The organism is Flavobacterium columnare (assembly GCF_014844295.1).
Lineage (GTDB): Bacteria > Bacteroidota > Bacteroidia > Flavobacteriales > Flavobacteriaceae > Flavobacterium > Flavobacterium columnare.
In genome coordinates this window covers 2,213,819-2,233,991 of sequence record NZ_CP054494.1, presented here as the reverse complement: position 1 = coordinate 2,233,991, position 20,173 = coordinate 2,213,819, and the positions used below count along the sequence as shown (strand labels likewise).

The 20,173-nt window shown below is 30.4% G+C and carries 17 protein-coding genes, 1 tRNA gene and 1 pseudogene; 7 read left to right on the top strand and 12 right to left on the bottom strand.

Translation table 11 applies throughout. From position 1 onward, the window contains the following. Positions 1-41 precede the first annotated feature (41 nt). The 3 genes from HUE53_RS09695 to HUE53_RS09685 form a co-directional block, all read right to left on the bottom strand. The gene (locus tag HUE53_RS09695) at positions 42-539 is read right to left on the bottom strand and encodes a DUF6702 family protein (RefSeq protein ID WP_225556133.1); all 498 of its coding nucleotides are present in this window, start codon (positions 537-539) and stop codon (positions 42-44) included. Positions 540-1,047: 508 nt separating this feature from the next. Then, a complete protein-coding gene (locus tag HUE53_RS09690) occupies positions 1,048-1,395 on the bottom strand; it encodes a hypothetical protein (RefSeq protein ID WP_192188444.1) in 348 nt (115 codons plus the stop codon). A 7-nt stretch (positions 1,396-1,402) separates the two neighbouring features. Continuing rightward, positions 1,403-1,654 carry a hypothetical protein gene (locus HUE53_RS09685; protein WP_192188443.1) on the bottom strand — a complete coding sequence of 84 codons (252 nt, stop codon included), beginning with the start codon at positions 1,652-1,654 and terminating at the stop codon, positions 1,403-1,405. Between the two features lie 86 nt (positions 1,655-1,740). Between HUE53_RS09685 and pepE the strand changes: the two genes are divergently transcribed. Then, complete coding sequence (gene pepE / locus HUE53_RS09680) at positions 1,741-2,448, top strand: dipeptidase PepE (RefSeq protein ID WP_014164792.1); 708 nt, start codon at positions 1,741-1,743, stop codon at positions 2,446-2,448. Between the two features lie 139 nt (positions 2,449-2,587). Here the strand turns inward: pepE and HUE53_RS09675 are convergent. Continuing rightward, positions 2,588-2,660 (bottom strand) — tRNA-Gly (locus HUE53_RS09675). 584 nt (positions 2,661-3,244) lie between these two features. Between HUE53_RS09675 and HUE53_RS09670 the strand changes: the two genes are divergently transcribed. Then, positions 3,245-4,897: a L,D-transpeptidase family protein gene (locus tag HUE53_RS09670; protein ID WP_014164791.1), complete on the top strand. Its 1,653-nt coding sequence runs from the start codon at positions 3,245-3,247 to the stop codon at positions 4,895-4,897. Here the strand turns inward: HUE53_RS09670 and HUE53_RS09665 are convergent. The 3 genes and pseudogenes from HUE53_RS09665 to HUE53_RS14320 form a co-directional block, all read right to left on the bottom strand. Further along, complete coding sequence (locus HUE53_RS09665) at positions 4,841-5,548, bottom strand: murein L,D-transpeptidase catalytic domain family protein (RefSeq protein ID WP_041253349.1); 708 nt, start codon at positions 5,546-5,548, stop codon at positions 4,841-4,843. The two genes, HUE53_RS09670 and HUE53_RS09665, sit on opposite strands and share 57 nt — an antisense overlap. A gap of 482 nt (positions 5,549-6,030) precedes the next feature. Continuing rightward, positions 6,031-6,342: pseudogene (locus HUE53_RS14520) on the bottom strand (RHS repeat domain-containing protein); the annotation flags it as partial. A gap of 43 nt (positions 6,343-6,385) precedes the next feature. Then, on the bottom strand, positions 6,386-7,663 hold the full coding sequence (locus HUE53_RS14320) for a hypothetical protein (RefSeq protein ID WP_225556132.1): 1,278 nt from the start codon (positions 7,661-7,663) through the stop codon (positions 6,386-6,388). A gap of 1,068 nt (positions 7,664-8,731) precedes the next feature. Here HUE53_RS14320 and gpmI point away from each other — a divergent pair. Beyond that, complete coding sequence (gene gpmI / locus HUE53_RS09650) at positions 8,732-10,249, top strand: 2,3-bisphosphoglycerate-independent phosphoglycerate mutase (RefSeq protein ID WP_077225446.1); 1,518 nt, start codon at positions 8,732-8,734, stop codon at positions 10,247-10,249. A gap of 66 nt (positions 10,250-10,315) precedes the next feature. Here the strand turns inward: gpmI and galE are convergent, their stop codons facing one another. Together galE and HUE53_RS09640 are read right to left on the bottom strand one after the other, a co-directional pair. Next, positions 10,316-11,329, bottom strand: a complete 1,014-nt coding sequence (gene galE / locus HUE53_RS09645) for a UDP-glucose 4-epimerase GalE (protein ID WP_077225447.1) — start codon at positions 11,327-11,329, stop codon at positions 10,316-10,318. Between the two features lie 59 nt (positions 11,330-11,388). Further along, a complete protein-coding gene (locus tag HUE53_RS09640) occupies positions 11,389-12,519 on the bottom strand; it encodes a DegT/DnrJ/EryC1/StrS family aminotransferase (protein WP_065213744.1) in 1,131 nt (376 codons plus the stop codon). Between the two features lie 93 nt (positions 12,520-12,612). Between HUE53_RS09640 and HUE53_RS09635 the strand changes: the two genes are divergently transcribed. Together HUE53_RS09635 and HUE53_RS09630 are read left to right on the top strand one after the other, a co-directional pair. After that, positions 12,613-13,845, top strand: coding sequence for a 3-deoxy-D-manno-octulosonic acid transferase (locus tag HUE53_RS09635; RefSeq protein ID WP_192188442.1), 1,233 nt, complete (start codon positions 12,613-12,615; stop codon positions 13,843-13,845). Beyond that, positions 13,842-14,288 carry a GNAT family N-acetyltransferase gene (locus HUE53_RS09630; RefSeq protein ID WP_014164784.1) on the top strand — a complete coding sequence of 149 codons (447 nt, stop codon included), beginning with the start codon at positions 13,842-13,844 and terminating at the stop codon, positions 14,286-14,288. The genes HUE53_RS09635 and HUE53_RS09630 overlap by 4 nt, the downstream gene beginning before the upstream one ends. 23 nt (positions 14,289-14,311) lie before the next feature. On the opposite strand, the gene HUE53_RS09625 is transcribed toward HUE53_RS09630, so the two are convergent. Both HUE53_RS09625 and HUE53_RS09620 read right to left on the bottom strand, forming a co-directional pair. Further along, the gene (locus HUE53_RS09625; RefSeq protein WP_014164783.1) at positions 14,312-15,031 is read right to left on the bottom strand and encodes a LytR/AlgR family response regulator transcription factor; all 720 of its coding nucleotides are present in this window, start codon (positions 15,029-15,031) and stop codon (positions 14,312-14,314) included. Positions 15,032-15,033: 2 nt separating this feature from the next. Then, positions 15,034-16,116, bottom strand: a complete 1,083-nt coding sequence (locus HUE53_RS09620; protein WP_014164782.1) for a sensor histidine kinase — start codon at positions 16,114-16,116, stop codon at positions 15,034-15,036. An 800-nt stretch (positions 16,117-16,916) separates the two neighbouring features. Here HUE53_RS09620 and HUE53_RS09615 point away from each other — a divergent pair. Both HUE53_RS09615 and HUE53_RS09610 read left to right on the top strand, forming a co-directional pair. Next, positions 16,917-19,076, top strand: a complete 2,160-nt coding sequence (locus HUE53_RS09615) for a S46 family peptidase (RefSeq protein ID WP_192188441.1) — start codon at positions 16,917-16,919, stop codon at positions 19,074-19,076. A 191-nt stretch (positions 19,077-19,267) separates the two neighbouring features. Next, positions 19,268-19,474, top strand: coding sequence for a hypothetical protein (locus HUE53_RS09610; protein WP_065213746.1), 207 nt, complete (start codon positions 19,268-19,270; stop codon positions 19,472-19,474). A gap of 132 nt (positions 19,475-19,606) precedes the next feature. On the opposite strand, the gene HUE53_RS09605 is transcribed toward HUE53_RS09610, so the two are convergent. Beyond that, complete coding sequence (locus HUE53_RS09605; RefSeq protein WP_421638131.1) at positions 19,607-20,128, bottom strand: ISAon1 family transposase; 522 nt, start codon at positions 20,126-20,128, stop codon at positions 19,607-19,609. Positions 20,129-20,173: the final 45 nt, after the last annotated feature.

The following is a 20,173-nucleotide window of genomic DNA, read 5'->3' as shown; positions in this document are numbered from 1 at the left end:
GGGCTAAAATAAATTCTTTTTTTAATTTCTTTAAATATTTATCAATACTTTAACATTCCACTTATATTATTACCTGAAAATAAAAAGCTATTTTTCACTCCTTTATTGTTTATATGAATAATATTTTGTTGCTCGTCATTAAGTTCTAGTAACGTATTGTTTTGTATTTCAAGAATTTTTAATTGAGTGATGTTTTCTATTTTATAATACCCAACCAATACATTTGCTTCTATTTCTTTTTGCACAAGTTCTAAAGGTTTTAACTTTCCATTTATTTTTATCTTAAACGTTTCCTGTAAATATTTCCTCATTAATTCAACATCTCTTTCGCTTTCTTCTTTTTCACCTAGAGCTGTTTTCACATGGTATTTAGAGGACAACACTTGGTTTAAATCATCTATAAAAATTCGAGTTGTTATCTGAAGTCTTTTCTTTTCAGACACATAATTAATCTGGTATATAGAAACGTAAAATTTGTGAACTACAAAAGAGCTTAATAACAAAAAGGCTATTAAAATAAATGGTGTTTTTTTAATCATTTTATAAAACATTGTTTTTGAACGGCTATTATTTCTTTATATCTACAGGCTAAATCTAGTAAAAGGAAACACAAAACTCCATCTCCTTTTGATTTCTGAGTGTTGATGACTTTGGGATTTTCAGAAGAATAAATCAAAAAATCATCTGTTTTTTTTATAAAAGTCTTCTTAAAAATATGAATTACAGAAGTAAAAACTAATGTATTTGCCAGAGCTGCTTCTATACAAATTTATCTTTCATCTATCGTATGATTGCTTTTTTAGTCGTTTGATTTACCACTAAGATTGATTCTAAAACACCTATATCCGATTGAACAATTTCTTCTAAGAGTATTTTACCCTATCAGAATGTCATTAAAAAACAGCAAATAAAAGAAATATTATTGTTTATTTTTCACTCATGTTCCGTTCATTAAATTTAAAAACGAGTTCTATCAATCGAAGTCTCAAGTTTACAAGATTTTTTTTAAAAAATTTTTATCTATTAAAAAATCCTCAGATGCAAAAACTATGACCCCCTTAAATATTCCTTCTTAATTTTTAATGTAAAAAGGAAAAAATCTTCCGTTAGTTTATTTAATAATTGCAAAGCATTCGATTCATATTTTTCATTTTCTAGTGCTTTTTGCAACATTTGATTTTTCCCTGAAAACACATTTAGAGTTCCATCTAAAGACACCTTTGAATTTAAACCATAACAATTTTTACCCCTTCCCTTTGCCGTGTGTAACTTTCTTTCTATAAAGGTATATTCTTGTTCATTTTTACCTATAATTCCTAATGATTTGACTGAAAATTGCTTGATATACACCCCTTCTAATTCTTTTATTTTAGAAGAAATATGTAGTAAAAACACACTCTATTTAAAAGAATTTGCATTTAACTGTATCTGAAGTGGCTCTATTTTTTGGGGAAGTCACTACTAATATATCTTTCGGACAAGCAGACAACTCAAACTCTCCCATAATACTTGTATAAACCCATTGCCCTGTAGTTCTATTAACAACAATCAAGCTGTCCTTTTTTACCAAATCTACTTCTAACCTTCCTCTAAGTTTTTCTTGAGCAAATACAACCTGTATACTAAAAAATAAAAACACACGAATTCTAGACATCTTTTTTTTGTAAAAATAGCGGACATTTTAGTCAATAAAATAGTAAAATTTTGTTAATTCTGTATATTTGAATCAAATTAAAAGAGATGAAAAAAGTTATTTTAGCAAGCACATCCACCTTATATAACGGTGGTTATTTAGAATATTTACTTCCAACCTTAAGCAAACATTTTAATGAAGTAAGATCTATACTTTTTATACCGTATGCACAACCAAGCGGAATAAGTTATGAAGAGTACACAGCAAAAGTAAAAGAAGCTTTTTCTAAAATTGGAATTACAGTAAAGGGGATTCACGAATTTGAAAACACAATAGAAGCAGTAAAAAATGCTGAAGCTATTTTTACAGGCGGTGGCAATACTTTTTTATTAGTCACTAAACTTTATGAAAAAGGTCTAATTCCTGTTTTAAAAGAAGTTATTAAAAAGGGAACTCCTTATTTAGGAACTAGCGCAGGAAGTAATATTGGAGGAAGAACAATAAACACTACGAATGATATGCCTATCATTTTGCCGCCTAGTTTTGACACATTAGGTCTAATTTCTTTTAATCTAAACCCTCATTATCTAGATCCTATCGAAGGCTCTACACACATGGGAGAAACTAGAGAAACTCGTATTAACGAATTTCACAAACTAAGTACAATTCCTGTTTTGGGATTACGAGAAGGAAGTTGGTTAGAAGTTTATGATTCTGATATTTTTCTAAGAGGTGAACTTACGGCAAGACTTTTCCGATCAGGTGAGTTTGCAGTAGAAATGGCCCCTGGGGAGAATCTAAATTTTTTAAAATAATCTTTTAAACTTTTAAAAACAGAATGGATCGGGTTCTTAAATACAGAATCCGATTCGTTAAAATATAAATTTTGCGTTTGATCCCCTTTGATTCCAAAAAAGTAGAAATAAAAAAGCCTTGAATTTCTTCAAGGCTTTGAGCGGAAGACGAGGCTCGAACTCGCGACAACCAGCTTGGAAGGCTGGAGCTCTACCAACTGAGCTACTTCCGCATTGCGAGTGCAAATATAAGCATGTTTTTTGTTTGTACAAACTTTTAAAGTATTTTTTTAAAAAAAATTCGATTAATAACTCATTTTTCCGATAAAAACTTTCTTATAAAGTAAATCTCTTTCTTATAAAACCGTATTTTTGTGTATCATGATCCGTATAGAAACCATTCCAAAACCACAAAACCACTTCACTATAAATGAAGAACTTACACACAAAAAACCATTAAAAAGTTATTTTCAAATAGTACTCCTTTGGCTATTTTTCCTTATCTTAGACTGTTTGATAAAATATTTTTAAAACATTTTTTTCACCTTTCTTTTTAAAGTAATTTATTCACTTTTACGAATTCGCATTAAGCAAAAGAGAGGACTATCTTAAAAAATAATCAAACAACAACTTATGAAGAATTTTATTAAACCATTTGGAACAGTTTTTGAAAGAAAATTCTATAGACTTAATTTGGTTTAATACGAGCATAAGCACAGCGAATGTTTATACAAAAACTAATTACAAGATATATAGTCGAAGTATTTGATAGAAACAATATAGGTTTAGACTATATTGTGTATAAAGAAATTAAAATATGAAAAAAATTTACCCTATATTCATTTGTTTTCTAATCTACTTAGGTTGTGCTAACAATACTAATTCTAAGCTTTTTTCAACAGAAGAAAGCATAAAAAATGCTTTAAAAAATGAAACTTTATTAGAAAACTGGGATTTAGATGAAAATAGAATAGCCTTATTAGAAGCCATTAGAAAATCCACAGAGGAAGGATTAAATCCTGAAGATTATCATTATTCTGAATTATTAAGATATGAAGATTCTATAATACTAACACTTGATCAAAAAGAAAATTATCACAAATTACTCACCATCGCTCTCATTAAATATAGCTCCCATTTAAAAAACGGAAAACTTAATGCAAACGAAATCTATTCTGATTGGGAAATAACTCCAAAATCCATAGTAACGGATTCAATATTAACCAATATTTTAGCAAAAAAGCAAGTAGACAGCTTAATTAACGAAAGCAAACCGAAACATTATATTTACAAACAACTTAAAAAGGCTTTATTACAAATTAATACTATGCCGAATGAAGTTTTTGACACTATAAAACCTAAACCAAATGAAAAACTATACTTTGGATTAAAGAATAGCAGTACGATTGCTAAAATTAAAAAGAGACTACGATTATGGGGTGATTTAAAACCCAATGATACTCTTTTTAATAAAACATTTGATGAAAATTTACAAAAAGCAATCATCTTATTTCAAAATCGTCACGGATTGCAAACAGATGGTAGAATAGGCTTAGGAACCCTGAAAGCATTGAATTACAGCAAGGAGTATCGCAGACAACAAATACTTGTAAATCTTGAAAGATGGCGATGGTTTCCTGTAGATCTGGGCAATAATTTTTTAGCCGTTAATCTTACGGATTTTCAACTACAGCTTGTAGAGAACAACGATACTATAAAAACATATAAGGTAGTAATTGGTCAACCCAAGCGCAAAACACCTATTCTATCTTCAAAAGTTGACAATATCGTTTTTAATCCCACATGGACAGTTCCTCCTACAATTATAAAAGAGGATTTAATTCCTGCTGCTACAAAAAGTAGAAATTATTTTTATAAGAGTAAAATCAAAATTTTTAATTCTAAAAATAAGGAAATATCGCCATATTCATGGAAGCCTGAAGACGCATTAAGTTATAAATACGTTCAAGATCCTGGTTACAACAATTCTTTGGGATTGGTAAAAATAAATTTCAGCAACAAACACCTCGTTTATATGCATGATACGAATCACAGAGAACTTTTTATCAATCAATACCGCGCTTTGAGTTCTGGCTGTATTCGAATAGAAAAGCCACTGCCATTAGCAGAATATTTATTAAGAGATAAACTAAAAAAAGAATATGTAAAAGAAGAAATCATCCAAAAAAATAAAACAAAAAACACAGTCCCTATATACAAGAAAAAACTAATAGAAGTGCCTGTTTATTCACTAGCAGAAATTGATACAATTCTTCAGAAGAAAGAAACAAAAGCTGTAAGAGTAAGTCAGAATTTTGGAATTCATTTCCTATACTTTACAGCTTGGTATGCTAAAGAAACCTTACAGTTTAGAAACGATATTTACGAATATGATTCTGAATTATATTTACGACTAAGCGGTCAGTTTACTAGCAATATCATAAGCCCTGGTAGGATGATAGATAAATAAGCATGTTTTATCTTTTACTGTATTTATAACATCGCATTTAATGGCTTCTGGTATGGCTGGACACCCTTGACTTCTCCCTAAATAGCCTTGGAGTTTTATTGCAGTTGGGTTAGCATATTCGGCTCCGTGCATTACAACGGAACGGTTTCTTGCGTTATCATTAATTCCTCTTTCTTGACCGTCTAACTTCAGAGACAGACCATGCTTACCTATATACGTTTCTCCTGTTATATAAAAACCTAAGCTACTTTTACTAGAATTTAATTCGTTTGAAAAACTACTAGCAAATTCACCTCCCGATTTCATTCCGTGTGTAACTAAATTATTAAATAAAATTCTGTTCGAAATCAAATCAATAACCCACATTCTTTTTTTAGTTGATGATAAACTAAAATCAATTACCGTTAATACGTCTTTTTCTATTAATCCTTTTTCTTTTAATGAATAATATCCAAACATTGCTTTCTTAAAGCATTCCATAGGCGGCAATGCCAAATGGTTTGCGTCTAAAGAAAAATAGATCATCTCAATTTTGGCTAACATAGCAAAATTACTTTTACTCGTTACCAAGTCAGAACTCTCGTTATTAGTAGTCTTTGGGGAAAAAGACATTAAGAATAACAAAACAAGGGGTAAAAATCTGTAAACCATTGACAATCTTTTATTTATATTGTTATTACTATAATACAAATATCATAAAAAAATTTGACATAGCAAATTATTTTTGCGTTTTGTCGATTTTTTTTGCATTTTGTCGATTTATCATTCTTTTTTATGATTCCATTCTTTTTGGTTGAAGGAAAATAAACGAACCTTGTTTAATATCCTAATTTTCAATCCCAAGAAAAATCATAAAGATACCCTTTCGGAGTTACTACAAAATATAAAATAAGAGGCTGTCCTAAAATAGACTGCACCCAAAAAGTTAGATATTATTTGCGTGCAGTACATCCTGTTGCACTAGAAAAAATACTTCTTACTCCAAAAGTAATAGCTCCACTAACTGCTCTTCAAGAAGCTGCTTTTAAAGCACTACCTATGTAATACTTAACTCCATCTTTTAAATACGTTATTGCGGTATAACTAAACAAAGCTATTGTAGCTGCTATTCCCGCTGCAATAAGCAATGGTATAACCTCTCCACTCGGATCATTGACTATCAATGGGTTATTCATTACGTATCCATACTTGTTATAACACTGTGTATTGGTCGGATCTTGTCTATTTTTGTCTGCATTCAAAAATCAACGCAAAGTAGGATCATACAACCTCCCGTTCACGTGAATCAATCCTTCGTCTTCGAAATATTCATGACCGGTATACCCTCTATCCAATAATTGCATGATACCACGTGTTAAATTTCCCCAAGCATCAAAATGACATTCTTCTAATCGTTTCCCTTTTTCATCAATTATTGCTAATATGGTCCCTAGATAGTCCTTGTGCTGGATTAAGCGAAAACTTTTATATTATTTTTTAAAAAACTTGTTACTTCCTGTTTTTTTTCTCCAATTCCTCTATGCGCTTATTTTGTATTTCCAATTGTTTTTTTTGTTGAATTACATATAATGTTAATTCTTCAATTTTTTGTAATAATTTTATCTGAAATGCTCCGACGTTCACACCTTCTTTTTCCATTTCTTTTGCTGATGCTATTTCGGGTAAATGTCTTTTTTCTTTTACATGTTTTTCTACTTCTTCTAATTTGGGTAGGTTGTAATCGTCGGCAAAAACAAAATCCGCTGTAGGGGTAGTGGTTACTTTTATTTCTTTGGCTTCTAATTTTCCTTGTAGTGCTGCATTACCATCTGCTTTAATAACCATCCCTTTATCCCATTTCCAATTGTTTTCAGAATAGGGTGCTATATGCAATGTATTTCTACCGTCATCAGGCGTATGAAAAATCCATGAATTAGTTCCTCCTGATACAAGATCGCTCGCATATAAATTTTTACCTAAAGTAATATTCCCATTTAGACTCATATCTCCATTATCATGTAAAACTAAACGCTGATTTGAATTTGAAAAATTATTAGGATAATTCCAAAACTGTAAGCTATTACCATAGGGACCTGTCATATTGTACATTCTCCATACTGCTCCTGCTTCTGTTTTTTCTGGATTATATAAAGATAAAGCAGGTCCTTCTTTTCCTGAATTTGTAATTCTAATATATCCTCCATTGACTTCCATTTTTTCCGAAGGATTATCTGTACCGACTCCTACGTTTCCATTATCTAAAAAAGTAACCAATTTCATATTATCATTCCTTCTCCTAATATAAAACTTCCATCCTGACCCATCTCCAAAATCAATAGCTCCCGCATTTGGACTCTGAAAAGCTGCTCTGAAAATAGGCGAAGCTCCATGTTGAAAGTTCAAAGATATATCCCCATAAACATCTAGCTTTGTTATAGGTAATACTGTTCCTACCCCTACATTACCATTAGGTAAAAAAGTCATATATGCCTTGTTCCAGTCTTTACCAATAAATCCATAATCTAAAGTTGGAGCACCATTTATTGAAGTAGTTCCCTTACCTCCAAACATAATTAAATTAAAATTGTTTGGATCCGAGTTTTCTCCTATTTGAAAACCTCTACTCCATCCTCCATTCCATCCTTTTAATGAACTAACATCTATTCTAGCACCATAATTGGGACCTCCTAACCCAATACCTACATTATCAATAACTTGCTGTCCGTATCCTAAAGAAGCTACTAATCCAAAACATACAGTTCTTAATTCCTTAATTTTTATTTTCATTATGTTCTTTTTAAATCTTAATTTTTATTTTGTTTAATGGTTATGAACGAAAAGTAAAAAATTGATTTCTAGTAATCATCTCATTTTTAATTCATAACCTAATTTCAATTACAAAAACTCATTCCTTGACTATTTTTATATTTTTTTCATCTCCTGTGGTATATTCCATGACTATTATATACATTTCTTTAGGCGGGTTCCCAAACTCAAACACCATGGTATTCATTTGTTCTACTCCTATCACTGCACGTAATACTTGTCCTTAAAGTAAAATCAAACGGAATGACCGAATTGATTTACCTTGAATAGATTGCCACTGTAAATACAACTGCTCGCGAACTGGATTGGGATAATAAGACAATTACTCTATCCCTGAAACTTCTTATAAATCAGCCAATACCAATTCCTTAACTGACTTTATATCTGTTTTATTTAAACTAGGGCAATTTATACAAATAGAACGTTTAATCTGGTTACCTGTCTCATCCTATTCAAAAAGTAGCTTCCTTGAATCTTGAGCATAACAGATTCTTATAAAAAATAAAAAAATACCAAAATAACTTCTCATAAAACCCTATTTCTTTAAAAACTACTACAAAAGTATAACAAAAACACATCTTATTCCAAACCCCCTTTAATTCTCTAAGAATAACGATTTGATTTACAGAAAGTATTATTTTTACAATTTGATGAAATACTTATTTATCAGATGAAATACACATTTGTGTAAGGTTTTTTATTCCCTTTTAAAAATGTTTTTAAAAAAATCATAAAATCTAGGTGATAATCATCCTGTTTTTTAACCATTTTTTACAAAACAAAAATAATTGATAATGAAAGCCTAATTTCATAGTCTAACTACTTTTTATTAAAAACTATTTCATTCTTTTGGTTTACTCTATATCAATAAAATTACAATAATTATAGCTATTTTATTTGTATCCATAATTTGATCTCTAATTCACAAAAAATAACGTTTGATAACCCCGCTTTATAATCTGTTCGAATTAAAAGATCATATTTGATTTCAAATTCCTAATTTTGAGGTTTCACATAACACTTCTAAAAATGAATAAAAAAGTAATTCTAATGATTCTTGATGGTTGGGGAAAATCACCTGATCCTAAAGTATCTGCTATTGACCAAGCCAATACTCCTTTTATAGATACCCTTTATACACAATTTCCAAATGCTACATTACGAACTGATGGACTTAATGTAGGCCTACCTGATGGACAAATGGGAAATAGTGAAGTAGGTCACATGAACTTAGGTGCTGGAAGGATAGTATATCAGGATTTGGCTAAAATTAATCTAGCTGTTCAAAACAAGACTCTTAATAACGAAAAAGTCTTGCTAAATGCCTACGAGTACGCTAAAAAAAACAATAAACCTGTACATTTTTTAGGATTAGTATCAGATGGGGGGGTTCACTCACATACAGATCATTTAAAAGGACTATTGGATGCTGCAAATGATTATGGTTTAAAAAAAGTTTTCGTTCATGCTTTTACGGACGGTCGCGATGTAGATCCAAAATCTGGTGAAAAACATATAGATGATTTAGCGCAGTATTGTACACGTTCAGCAGCTAAAATTGCCACTATAACAGGACGTTATTTTGCTATGGATCGTGACAAGCGTTGGGAACGGGTAAAAAAAGCGTATTCCGTTATGGTAGAAGGTATAGGAAAAAAAGCTACTGACCCTGTAACCGCTATTAGAGAGAGTTATTTTAAGAACATAACAGATGAATTTATTGAACCAATTGTATTAGTTGATGCTCATCAAGAACCCTTAACAACAATACAAAATGGCGATGTTGTTATTTTCTTTAACTTTAGAACAGATAGAGGTCGTGAACTAACGGAAGTTCTTTCTCAAAAAGATCTTCAGGAACAAAAGATGAATCATCTAGACTTGTATTATGTAACAATGACCAACTATGATGAAACCTATAAAAATGTATACGTTATTTATGACAAGGACAATATTACAGAAACCTTAGGTGAAGTAATATCTAAAACCGATAAAAAACAAATTAGAATAGCCGAAACTGAAAAATATCCACATGTTACTTTCTTCTTTTCTGGAGGGCGAGAGGAGCCTTTTGAAGGTGAAAATCGAATTTTATGTTCATCTCCTAAAGTAGCCACTTATGATTTACAGCCTGAAATGAGTGCATTTGACCTAAAAAACGCATTAATTCCAGAATTAAAAAAAGAAACAGTAGATTTTGTGTGTCTTAACTTTGCAAATGGTGATATGGTGGGGCACACGGGAAATATGCAAGCAGCTATCAAAGCATGTGAAGCAGTGGATCAATGTGTTAAAGAGGTTATAACAACTGCTTTAGAAAATAATTACACAACAATACTCATTGCTGACCATGGCAACTGTGACACTATGATAAATCCTGACGGAAGTCCCAATACTGCTCATACAACAAATCCCGTTCCTATTATTTTAATAGATCCAGAATTAAAAAATATAAACGATGGTGTTTTAGCTGATATTGCCCCTACTATTTTAGAATTAATGGGCATTTCTAAACCCGAGGTAATGACTGGAAGATCTCTATTATAAATACTTACAAAAAAGAGGTTGCCCAAAAGAATCTAAATTATTACTTTTAGGACAACCTTTTTTTAATTATCTTCTAATTTTTTGTTCCCATTCCCAAGCGCTTGTTAATGCTTCTTCTAGGGTAGATTGAGATTTCCAGCCCAAAACCTCATTAGCTTTTGCTGTATGGGCGTAAGCTTCTGTTATGTCACCTTCTCGTCTTCCTACAATTTTATAAGGTAATTTTTGACCTGATACTTTCTCAAAAGTAGAAATAACTTCTAACACGGAACTTCCTGTTCCTGTTCCTACATTAAACACCTCTACTTTTTCTACATTTTTTTTAGCTAAAAGGCGTTCTAAGGCTACCACATGGGCTTTAGCTAAATCTACTACATGAATATAATCACGAATAGCCGTTCCATCTTCTGTAGGATAATCATTTCCAAAAACCGATAATTCTTTTCGTAATCCTATAGCTGTTTGTGTAATAAAAGGTATTAGATTTTGGGGAACTCCTAATGGTAATTCTCCTATTTCTGTAGAAGGGTGTGCTCCAATTGGGTTGAAATAACGTAGTAAAACAGCATTTATATTAGTTACTTTAGTTACATCTGCAATTATTTCTTCTCCTATTTGTTTTGTATTCCCATAAGGAGATATAGCTGACTGTACAGGAGCATCTTCTGTTATGGGCATTTTTTCTGCTTGTCCATAAACTGTACATGAAGAACTAAAAATAAAATGGGCTTCTGATTTTTGTTGTAATTCTTGTAAAAGATATACTAAAGTATTTATATTATTTTCATAGTATAACAATGGATTTTCTACACTTTCCCCAACAGCTTTACTAGCAGCAAAATGAATAACCCCATTTACATCTTGATATTTTTGAAAAAAATCTTGAACTGATTTTTTATCACGTAAATCAATTTTTTCAAAAATAGGTTTCTTACTTGTAATATTTTCAATTCGTTGTAAAACTTCTATCGACGAATTTGACAAATTATCTATTATAATTACCTCAAAACCTTTGTTTTGTAATTCTACTACAGTATGAGACCCTATAAACCCCAAGCCTCCAGTTACTAATATTCTCATAAAAATTAATTTGTTTGTTTATTGATTATTGTTATTGATTATTGTTAACAGAGAAGTATCTATCCTATAAAGTCTAGAACTACATCTGTAATAAATTTTATTTGTTCATCATCCAATTCTGTATGCATTGGTAATGCAATTACTTCCTTAACTAACTGATTCGTCACCATAAAATCCGCTTCATTATAACGTTCATCCAAATAAGCTTTCTGACTATGTAAAGGAATTGGATAGTAGATAGCACATGGTATTTCTTTTGATTGTAAATGTTCTAATAAAGCATCACGTTTACCGTTAATAACCCTAAATACATATTGATGAAATACGTGATCATCAGTATTATTATTAAATTCAGGTATCACAATATTAGGATTTGATCCCAGAGCTTGATTGTATTTATAAGCTGCTTCTCTACGCGCTTTATTATACGCATCTAAACGCGGTAATTTTGTTTTTAACACACCTGCTTGAATGCTGTCTAAACGAGAATTTACCCCCACTACATCATGATGGTAACGAACATACATCCCATGATTTACAATTCCTCTCATACTATGAGCCAATTGATCATCATTTGTAAAAATTGCTCCACCATCGCCATAACAACCTAAGTTTTTAGAAGGAAAAAATGAAGTAGCTGCCACATGACCAATTGCTCCTACTTTTGCTTTTGCCCCATCTTTAAAAGTGTAATTAGCTCCAATAGCTTGTGCATTATCTTCTATAACGTATAGGTTATTTTCACGAGCTATTTCCATTATAGCCTCCATATTTGCCGCTCGACCAAATAAATGTACTGGAACAATGGCTTTTGTTTTAGCTGTAATTGCCTTTTTAATTGCCTCAATAGAAATGTTCATTGTATCTATATCTACATCTACTAATACAGGTGTTAATTGTAATAATGCAATTACTTCCACAGTAGCCGCAAAAGTAAAATCAGCCGTAATTACCTCATCGCCTGGTTGTAATCCTAATCCCATCATGGCAATTTGCAAAGCGTCTGTACCATTTGCGCATGGAATTACATGTTTAACACCTAAATATTTTTCTAAATCAGCTTGAAATTGATGAACTAAAGGTCCGTTGATATAAGTTGTCGTATCTAAAACTTCTTGAATAGAAGTATTAACTTCCTCTTTTATTTTATCATATTGGCTTTTTAAGTCAACCATTTGTATCTTTCTCATCGAGTAAAATTTAGGTTACAAATCTACTAATTTAATAGCTTTTCTACTAAATTTTAGAAAACTAATGTATTTTAGCATCATCAAATTTTAATTATGCTTTTTCTATACAACACAATTATACATTTTGTACAATTTTTCCTAAATATCATAGCTTTACTTAACCCTAAAATTAAGTTATTTGTTAAAGGGCGGAAAGATGTATTTAACACTTTAGCGTCAAAAATTAATCCAACGGATAAAACAATCTGGTTTCACGCGGCATCTTTAGGAGAATACGAACAAGGGTTACCTGTCATGGAAAAGATTAAAGAAAACTTTTCTTCGTATAAAATCATATTAACGTTCTTTTCTCCTTCGGGATATGAGGTTAAGAAAAACAATACAATTGCAGATATTACAATCTATTTACCTTTAGATACTAAAGCCAATGCTAATCTTTTTTTAGAGTTAGTGCATCCTGAAAAGGTATTTTTTATTAAATACGAGTTTTGGCCCAATTATCTAAATGAATTAGGGAAAAGAAAAATTGACACCTACTTAATTTCTGGTATTTTTAGAAAAAAACAGTTATTCTTTAAATGGTACGGAGGATTTTACCGGAATGCTTTAAAAAACTTTAATTATTTTTTTGTTCAGAATGATTCTTCTAAAGAATTATTGAAAACTATAGGGTTTCAAAACACTATTGTTTCTGGAGACACTCGTTTCGATCGGGTAATTACTATTTTAGGAAAAAATAATACGTTAGACTTCATAAAACAATTCAAAGACGACAAAACAACTATTGTTATAGGTAGTTCTTGGCCAAAGGATGAAGATTTGTTAATCCCATATATTAATCAATCCTCGGATGATGTAAAATTTATTATCGCGCCCCATAATATTAAAGGAGGGCAAATATCAAATATCATGTCTCAAATTAATAAATCCGTGGTATTACATTCTGAAATGAGCAATAAAAATCTAGCTCAATTTAATGTGTTTATTATAGATACTATTGGCATTTTAACAAAAATATACTCTTATGCTGACATGGCCTACGTGGGAGGTGGCTTTGGTAATCCTGGCGTACATAATATTTTAGAACCGGCTACTTTTGGTGTTCCTGTGATAATTGGACCTAATTATTCGCATTTTGCAGAAGCTACTGCTTTGGTACATCAAAAAGGGTGCATTTCTATTTCGGATCAAACAGAATTAATTCAAGCTTTTAACTTATTAATTCAAAATGAAGATGAAAGGCGTGAAAAAGGACATATTTGTCAAACTTTTGTTCAAATGAATGCTGGAGCAACTCAAACTATTACAAATACTATTTTTAAATGATACATTTCAAACTTATAGAACAAGATCAAATTGACTTAGCGGTTCAGATGATGCAGGATTTTTACGCAATTGATAATTATCCTATTAATCCAAAAACTTCTTCTGCTTTGTTTCATGAGTTTATTTCTAATAGCAACTTAGGTCGATGCTGGTTTGTATACCATGAAAATAAAATAGTAGGATATATTATTCTTACTTTTATTTTTAGTTTTGAATACCAAGGTACTTTGGCCTTTATAGATGAATTATACCTCACAGAATCTTCAAGAGGAAAAGGTATTGGAAAAAAAGCTTTGGATTTTATTAAAGAACAAGCATTAATATTTAATATAAAAATGATTTATTTAGAAGTTGAAGAACACAATAGTAATGCTCAAAAATTATATACTTCTAACGATTTTGTCATTCATAAAAGAAAAATAATGAAATACAAAACAAGATAGAAAGATCCTATTAAATAAAAATCTTATAAGCTCATTTTTTCTTTAAACAAACTAGATTGCCTTCTTGATATTTCTATCTTTTGATCGTCCTTTAGGTGTACTAACAAATTACCACTAAACCATAAATCAATATTTTTTATGTAGTTTATATTAATTATTTGATTGCGGTTAGCTCTAAAAAAATCTTCTGGAAGTTTTTTTTCAATCTGATTCAGTGATTTATTTAATACTGCTTTTTGATCATTAAAAAAAACTTTAGTATAGTTACCCTCTACTTCAAAAAGATAGATATCTGCAACTTTTAAGAGCCAACATTTTTCACCTTCTTTGATAAAAATTTGATTGGAAATCTCTACCTTTTGTTTGTTTTTTACAATTTTGTTTTCTAACTTTTGTTTAACCTTATCAATTGCTTTTGAAAACCTATTAGGACTTACAGGCTTCATTAAATAATCTAAAGCATTATATTCAAATGATTTTAAAGCGTATTCGTCAAATGCTGTTGTAAAAACAGTAATCGGAACATCATCTAACATTTCTAACAATTCAAAACCATCTTTTTCTGGCATATTTATATCCAGAAAAAGCAAATCAGGATTTAAAGAATTAATTAATTCATAGGCTGCATCTACATTTTCTGCCTCTCCTAGAACTTCTATTTCAGGAAAACTTTTAATCAACTCTTTTAATTCATTTCGAGCCAATCGAGAATCTTCAACTATAACAGCTTTAATTTTTATCATTGTTATACATTAAAAGGAATTACAACTTTAGCTTTTACCATTTTATTTTCCTCTACAATTTCAAAAGTAGCTCTGTTAGCGTACAAAAGAAAAAGTCGTTCTCTTATATTTTTCAATCCTATTTGAGTAGAAGTACTCCTCTTTTTTAAAAACCCTGTATTCTCAACAATTAAATGTAGTTCGTTTTTTTTAATTTTTGAAATCAATTTCACAACACCTCCTTCTTTTATATTTGACACACCGTGTTTTACTGCATTCTCAACTAACATTTGTACTATCATAGGTGGAATAGAAAAATACAATGTATCAGAATTTATTTCTGTAATATATTCTAACCTATCTTCTAATTGTATTTTAGAAAGAGCTATATAATTACTAACCATTTCTAGTTCTTCTTCTAATACAATTTTATTCGTATCGCTTTTCGTCAAAGAGTAACGCAACATTTCAGACAATCTAGTTAACATTTCTCTAGATTTTGAAGGATTTTCAAGGATTAATCCACGAATATTATTTAAGCTATTAAACATAAAATGTGGATTTATCTGCCCTTTAAGTGTGTTTAAAGTTATTTCTCTTAAGTTAGTTTCTAGTTCTAATTGCTTAATTTTAATTTCTTTTAAATATTTAAAAATTTTATACGTCATCACAACAAAAAACCACACTAAGAAGGATACTCCAAACACGGGTATATTTGCCAATTTCATAAGAAAAGTCAAGGGATTTTCTCTATCTAAAAAATACTTTAATGGCACACTTAAAAAGGGCCATAATAAGAGATGATAGAGTATTTGAGATAAAACAAAAACAAGGACAATTCCCCAAAGAGCTCTTTTAGAAATTTTACCAATTTGAACTTTATAATCTACATAAACAAGAATAACATTGGACAGTAAAAACCCCAAGAATCCACACAAAACCCCTTCTGCTATAAAATAATACAGCTTATTCCATTCCAAATCACTCCATTTTTCAACCTGAAAAAGTCCATACGATAGCTTTTCAAAAGTTAAAATGGATAACAAATAAATTTGCCATCCTATAAAGTTTAAAATGTGATATTTCCAATTTGTTATTAATTTCATTTAAAATAAAATTTCGATAATTAAATCTACTAATTTGGTTATTAGATGTAATATAAACTGTATCATACTATTATCATTAATCTTTAGCAAAAATCTACCAAAACCAAAAACAGTTTTACCAATATTTGTCTTTTATAATCTATCTTCCCGCGATAATACAAAACTTACTGGATTAAAAGTTTATTAATTATAAAATATTTTCCTACAAATTCCAAACGTCTTAGGCAAACTACTCTAAATCATTAAAACGGCTATAATCCAGCCAAAAAATGTTCTCCTTTTTAAAAAGTCTATTTTATTTTTTGCAAACATACCCATTAGAACAAAAATTTATCAGTACTCATAAAACTGTTAAAAAAACCTGTTTAAGTATCCTAATTTGAATACTTTAGAAGCTCCTAAGCAGTATTAACCTTCTAAAACTTTCTTCAAAAATAATATTCAAAGATTCCGTCAGGTTCACTTTTCATTCATATCTCTATTTATAATGGTCTCTGTTCGTTTTTTGATTGATTTTAAGATTTATTGCAATTACAGTACCTATGACGACAGACCTAATTATTTCATTTAAAAAATTAACAGATAAGCCTACAAAGGAATACCGTATGCAATTATAATTATGAATTTTCGACCATTATTTTAGTATTTAACAATCTAAAAGTAGTACAATACTATCATAATGATTATCAAAAAATGATAAACGGTAAAACAAAATGATAAATGGTTTTTCTTAATCAAAACTTAAAAAAACCTTATAATTCTCTAAAAATTGTAACTTGCACGTGCTATAAATACATATTATGAAATTTTTACGACTACTTCTTATTTTAGTGGTTTCTCCCTTTTTTGCTCAACAGGGCGGAATGTGGATTCCCTCTTTGCTAAAAGGAATGAATGAAACCGAAATGAAAAATCTTGGAATTAAAATATCAGCAGAAGATATTTATTCAACAAACAAATCCAGCCTAAAAGACGCTGTCCCCCACTTTGACGGAGGCTGTACTGCCGAAGTAATTTCTCCCAAAGGATTAATCCTAACCAATCATCACTGCGGATATGACAACATCCAAAGTCACTCTACAGTAGAACATGATTATTTAACTAATGGTTTTTGGGCTTATAAGATGGAAGAAGAGCTTCCGAATAAAAATTTATTTGTAACCTTTATTATTCGTATTGAAGATGTAACCTCTAAAGTTTTAGAAGGTATTGCATCTATTTCCTCTGAATTAGAAAAACAAAAAAAAATTCAGGAAAACATTTCCTTTTTATCAAAAACACTACCTAAAGAATCTTGGCAAGAAAATCAAATCAAAACTTTTTATGACGGCAATCAATATCTTTTATTTGTAACCGAAACTTTCCGTGATGTACGCCTAGTAGGAGCACCACCAAGTTCTATCGGGAAGTTTGGTTCAGATACTGACAACTGGGTATGGCCTCGTCATACAGGAGATTTTTCACTATTCCGCATTTACGCAGACAAAAACAATCATCCTGCGGAATACTCAAAAGACAACGTTCCTTATAAACCAAAACATTTCTTTCCTATTTCTATAAAAGGAGTACACGAAAATGATTTTACTATGGTTATGGGGTACCCTGGTCGCACACAAGAATATTTACCTAGCTATGCTGTAGAGCAAATCATAAATGATTTAAACCCCGCACGCATTGAACTTCGTGATGCCACCCTAAAAACTCAAAATTCTTTTATGCGTAAAGATCCTGCAATTAAAATACAATATGCAGCAAAAAATGCTTCAATTGCCAATGCTTGGAAAAAATGGATGGGAGAAATCAAAGGATTAAAAAAAGCAAATGCTGTTCAAGCTAAACAAAAATTTGAAACCGAGTTAACTCAAAAAATCAACAAGGCAGGTAAACAAGCAGAATATGGCACCCTTTTAAATGAATTTAAAACAAATTATAAAAACATCCGCGAATACGCTATTGCTCGCGACTACTTTTCTGAAGTAGTAATGCGTAATTGTGAAATATTAAATTTTGGTTATCGTTTATATCAATTAGAGCAAATTTTAAACACAAAAGGAGAACAAATTTTTACCGAAAGAAAAAACAATTTAATCACTAATTTTGAGGGTACTTACAAAAACTTCAATGTATCTGTAGATGAAAAAGTCTTCGAACAGTTAATTCATCTTTACGCTACAAAATCTCCTAAACAATTTTTACCTAATTCTTTAAACAATATCAATGCTTCTCAATTAACTACTGATGTTTTTCAAAATTCAAAACTAACCTCCTATTCTGGTTTGAAAGAACTATTAAGCGGCGATACTAAATCTATTATTGAAAAAATAAATCAAGACAAAGGATATGTCTTAGCAAAATCAATCATAGATGCCTATGATAAAAATGTAGCTCCTAAGTATAATGAAATCAATCTAAAAAATATTGCATTACAACGTACTTACATGAAAGCCATCTTAGAATTAAGTCCTAAATCTGCCCGTATATTCCCAGATGCTAATAGTACTCTTCGTGTTACTTATGGACAAGTAAAAGGCTATAAACCATCTGATGCTGTAATCTACTCTCCTTTCACTACTTTAGATGGTGTCATAGAAAAATACATTCCTGGTGATTATGAATTTGATGTACCCAAAAAACTGATTGATTTATACCATTCTAAAAATTTCGGGCAATATGCTGATAAAAAAGGCAAAATGCCTGTTGCTTTTATTGCTACTAATCACACTACAGGTGGCAATTCAGGCTCTCCAGCATTAGATGCTAATGGCAATTTAATTGGGTGTAATTTTGATCGTGTTTGGGAAGGCACTATGAGCGACATCTACTACAGCCCTGAAATCTGTAGAAACATCATGGTAGATGCTCGCTACATCTTATTTATAATAGACAAATTTGCAGGAGCTCAAAATTTAATTGAAGAAATAAAAATCGTCCAACCAATAGGAACTACTAAAAACAAATAATAATACAGTATTATAAGGGCTTTTTATTTGTATGAAAAAGCTCTTTAAAATTTGGCATATATATTGTAATAAATCCTCTTGTCGACAAAGATTATTTTTTTAAAAAAAAAGTTTAGAAAAAAGTTTTACATAATAAAAATTTTATATCTTTGCGACACGAATTAATAATTAACCTTTTATAATTAAGTAAGATGAAAAAAGTTGTTTTAACTATGGCTTTAGTTGCTATGATGAGTGTTTCTTGTAAAGATCAAGCTGCTACTACTGACGAAACTGCTGTAGAAGCTGTTGATACTGCTGCTGTTGAGGCTGTTGACTCTGCTGCTGCTGCTGTTGATACTGCTGCTGCTGCTGTTGATACTGCTGCTGCTGCTGTTAAAGAAGAAGTAAAAAAATAATTAGATAAAATCTAATATTTTTCAAAAAGCTCCGTTTTTCGGAGCTTTTGACTTTTAAAACACCTTCCCACTTCTTATCACTTTTTTTTACTAAAAAAACGGATCAAGTCTAAAACCTGTGGATTTGATAAATTAGGCATATAAATTTGTAAGTCTAAAAAGAAAGAATTCTATGTTTCTTACGCCTCTAAATTTACTTCTAAAAGCCTTTATTTTTGCATTAAAAGATTCGGCTGAAGCATTGGTACTTCTGTTGTCAAAGTAATTTAGTATTGTTTTATAATGATTTGTTATTGTTCTTGATATTGTATTAAATGTTTTGAATCCAGATTGATTTACTTTTTCATGCCATTTAGCCAATTTGGTATAACCATAAATTTTATCTTTTGTTTCTTTAAAGATATCTGATAATTCCATTGATAGTTGGTAAGCTGTTTTTAAATCCGGATAGTTTTTAAATAAAACTTTAGCTCTTTCTTTTTGATTTTCTGTCCATTTATTTTCCCTTTTATACAACAAGTATCTACTTCTGGCTAGAAGTTGTTTTTTAGTTTCACCATTTTCAAGAATTATGGGGTTGAATTTTTTCTTATTTCGTTTGGCTTTTTCAATGGCTTCGTTTTCATCATCTATTGCTTGCCATCGATGTTTAATGGCTCACATAAAAAATATGGGGAGTAATTGTAAATTGCGACAAAA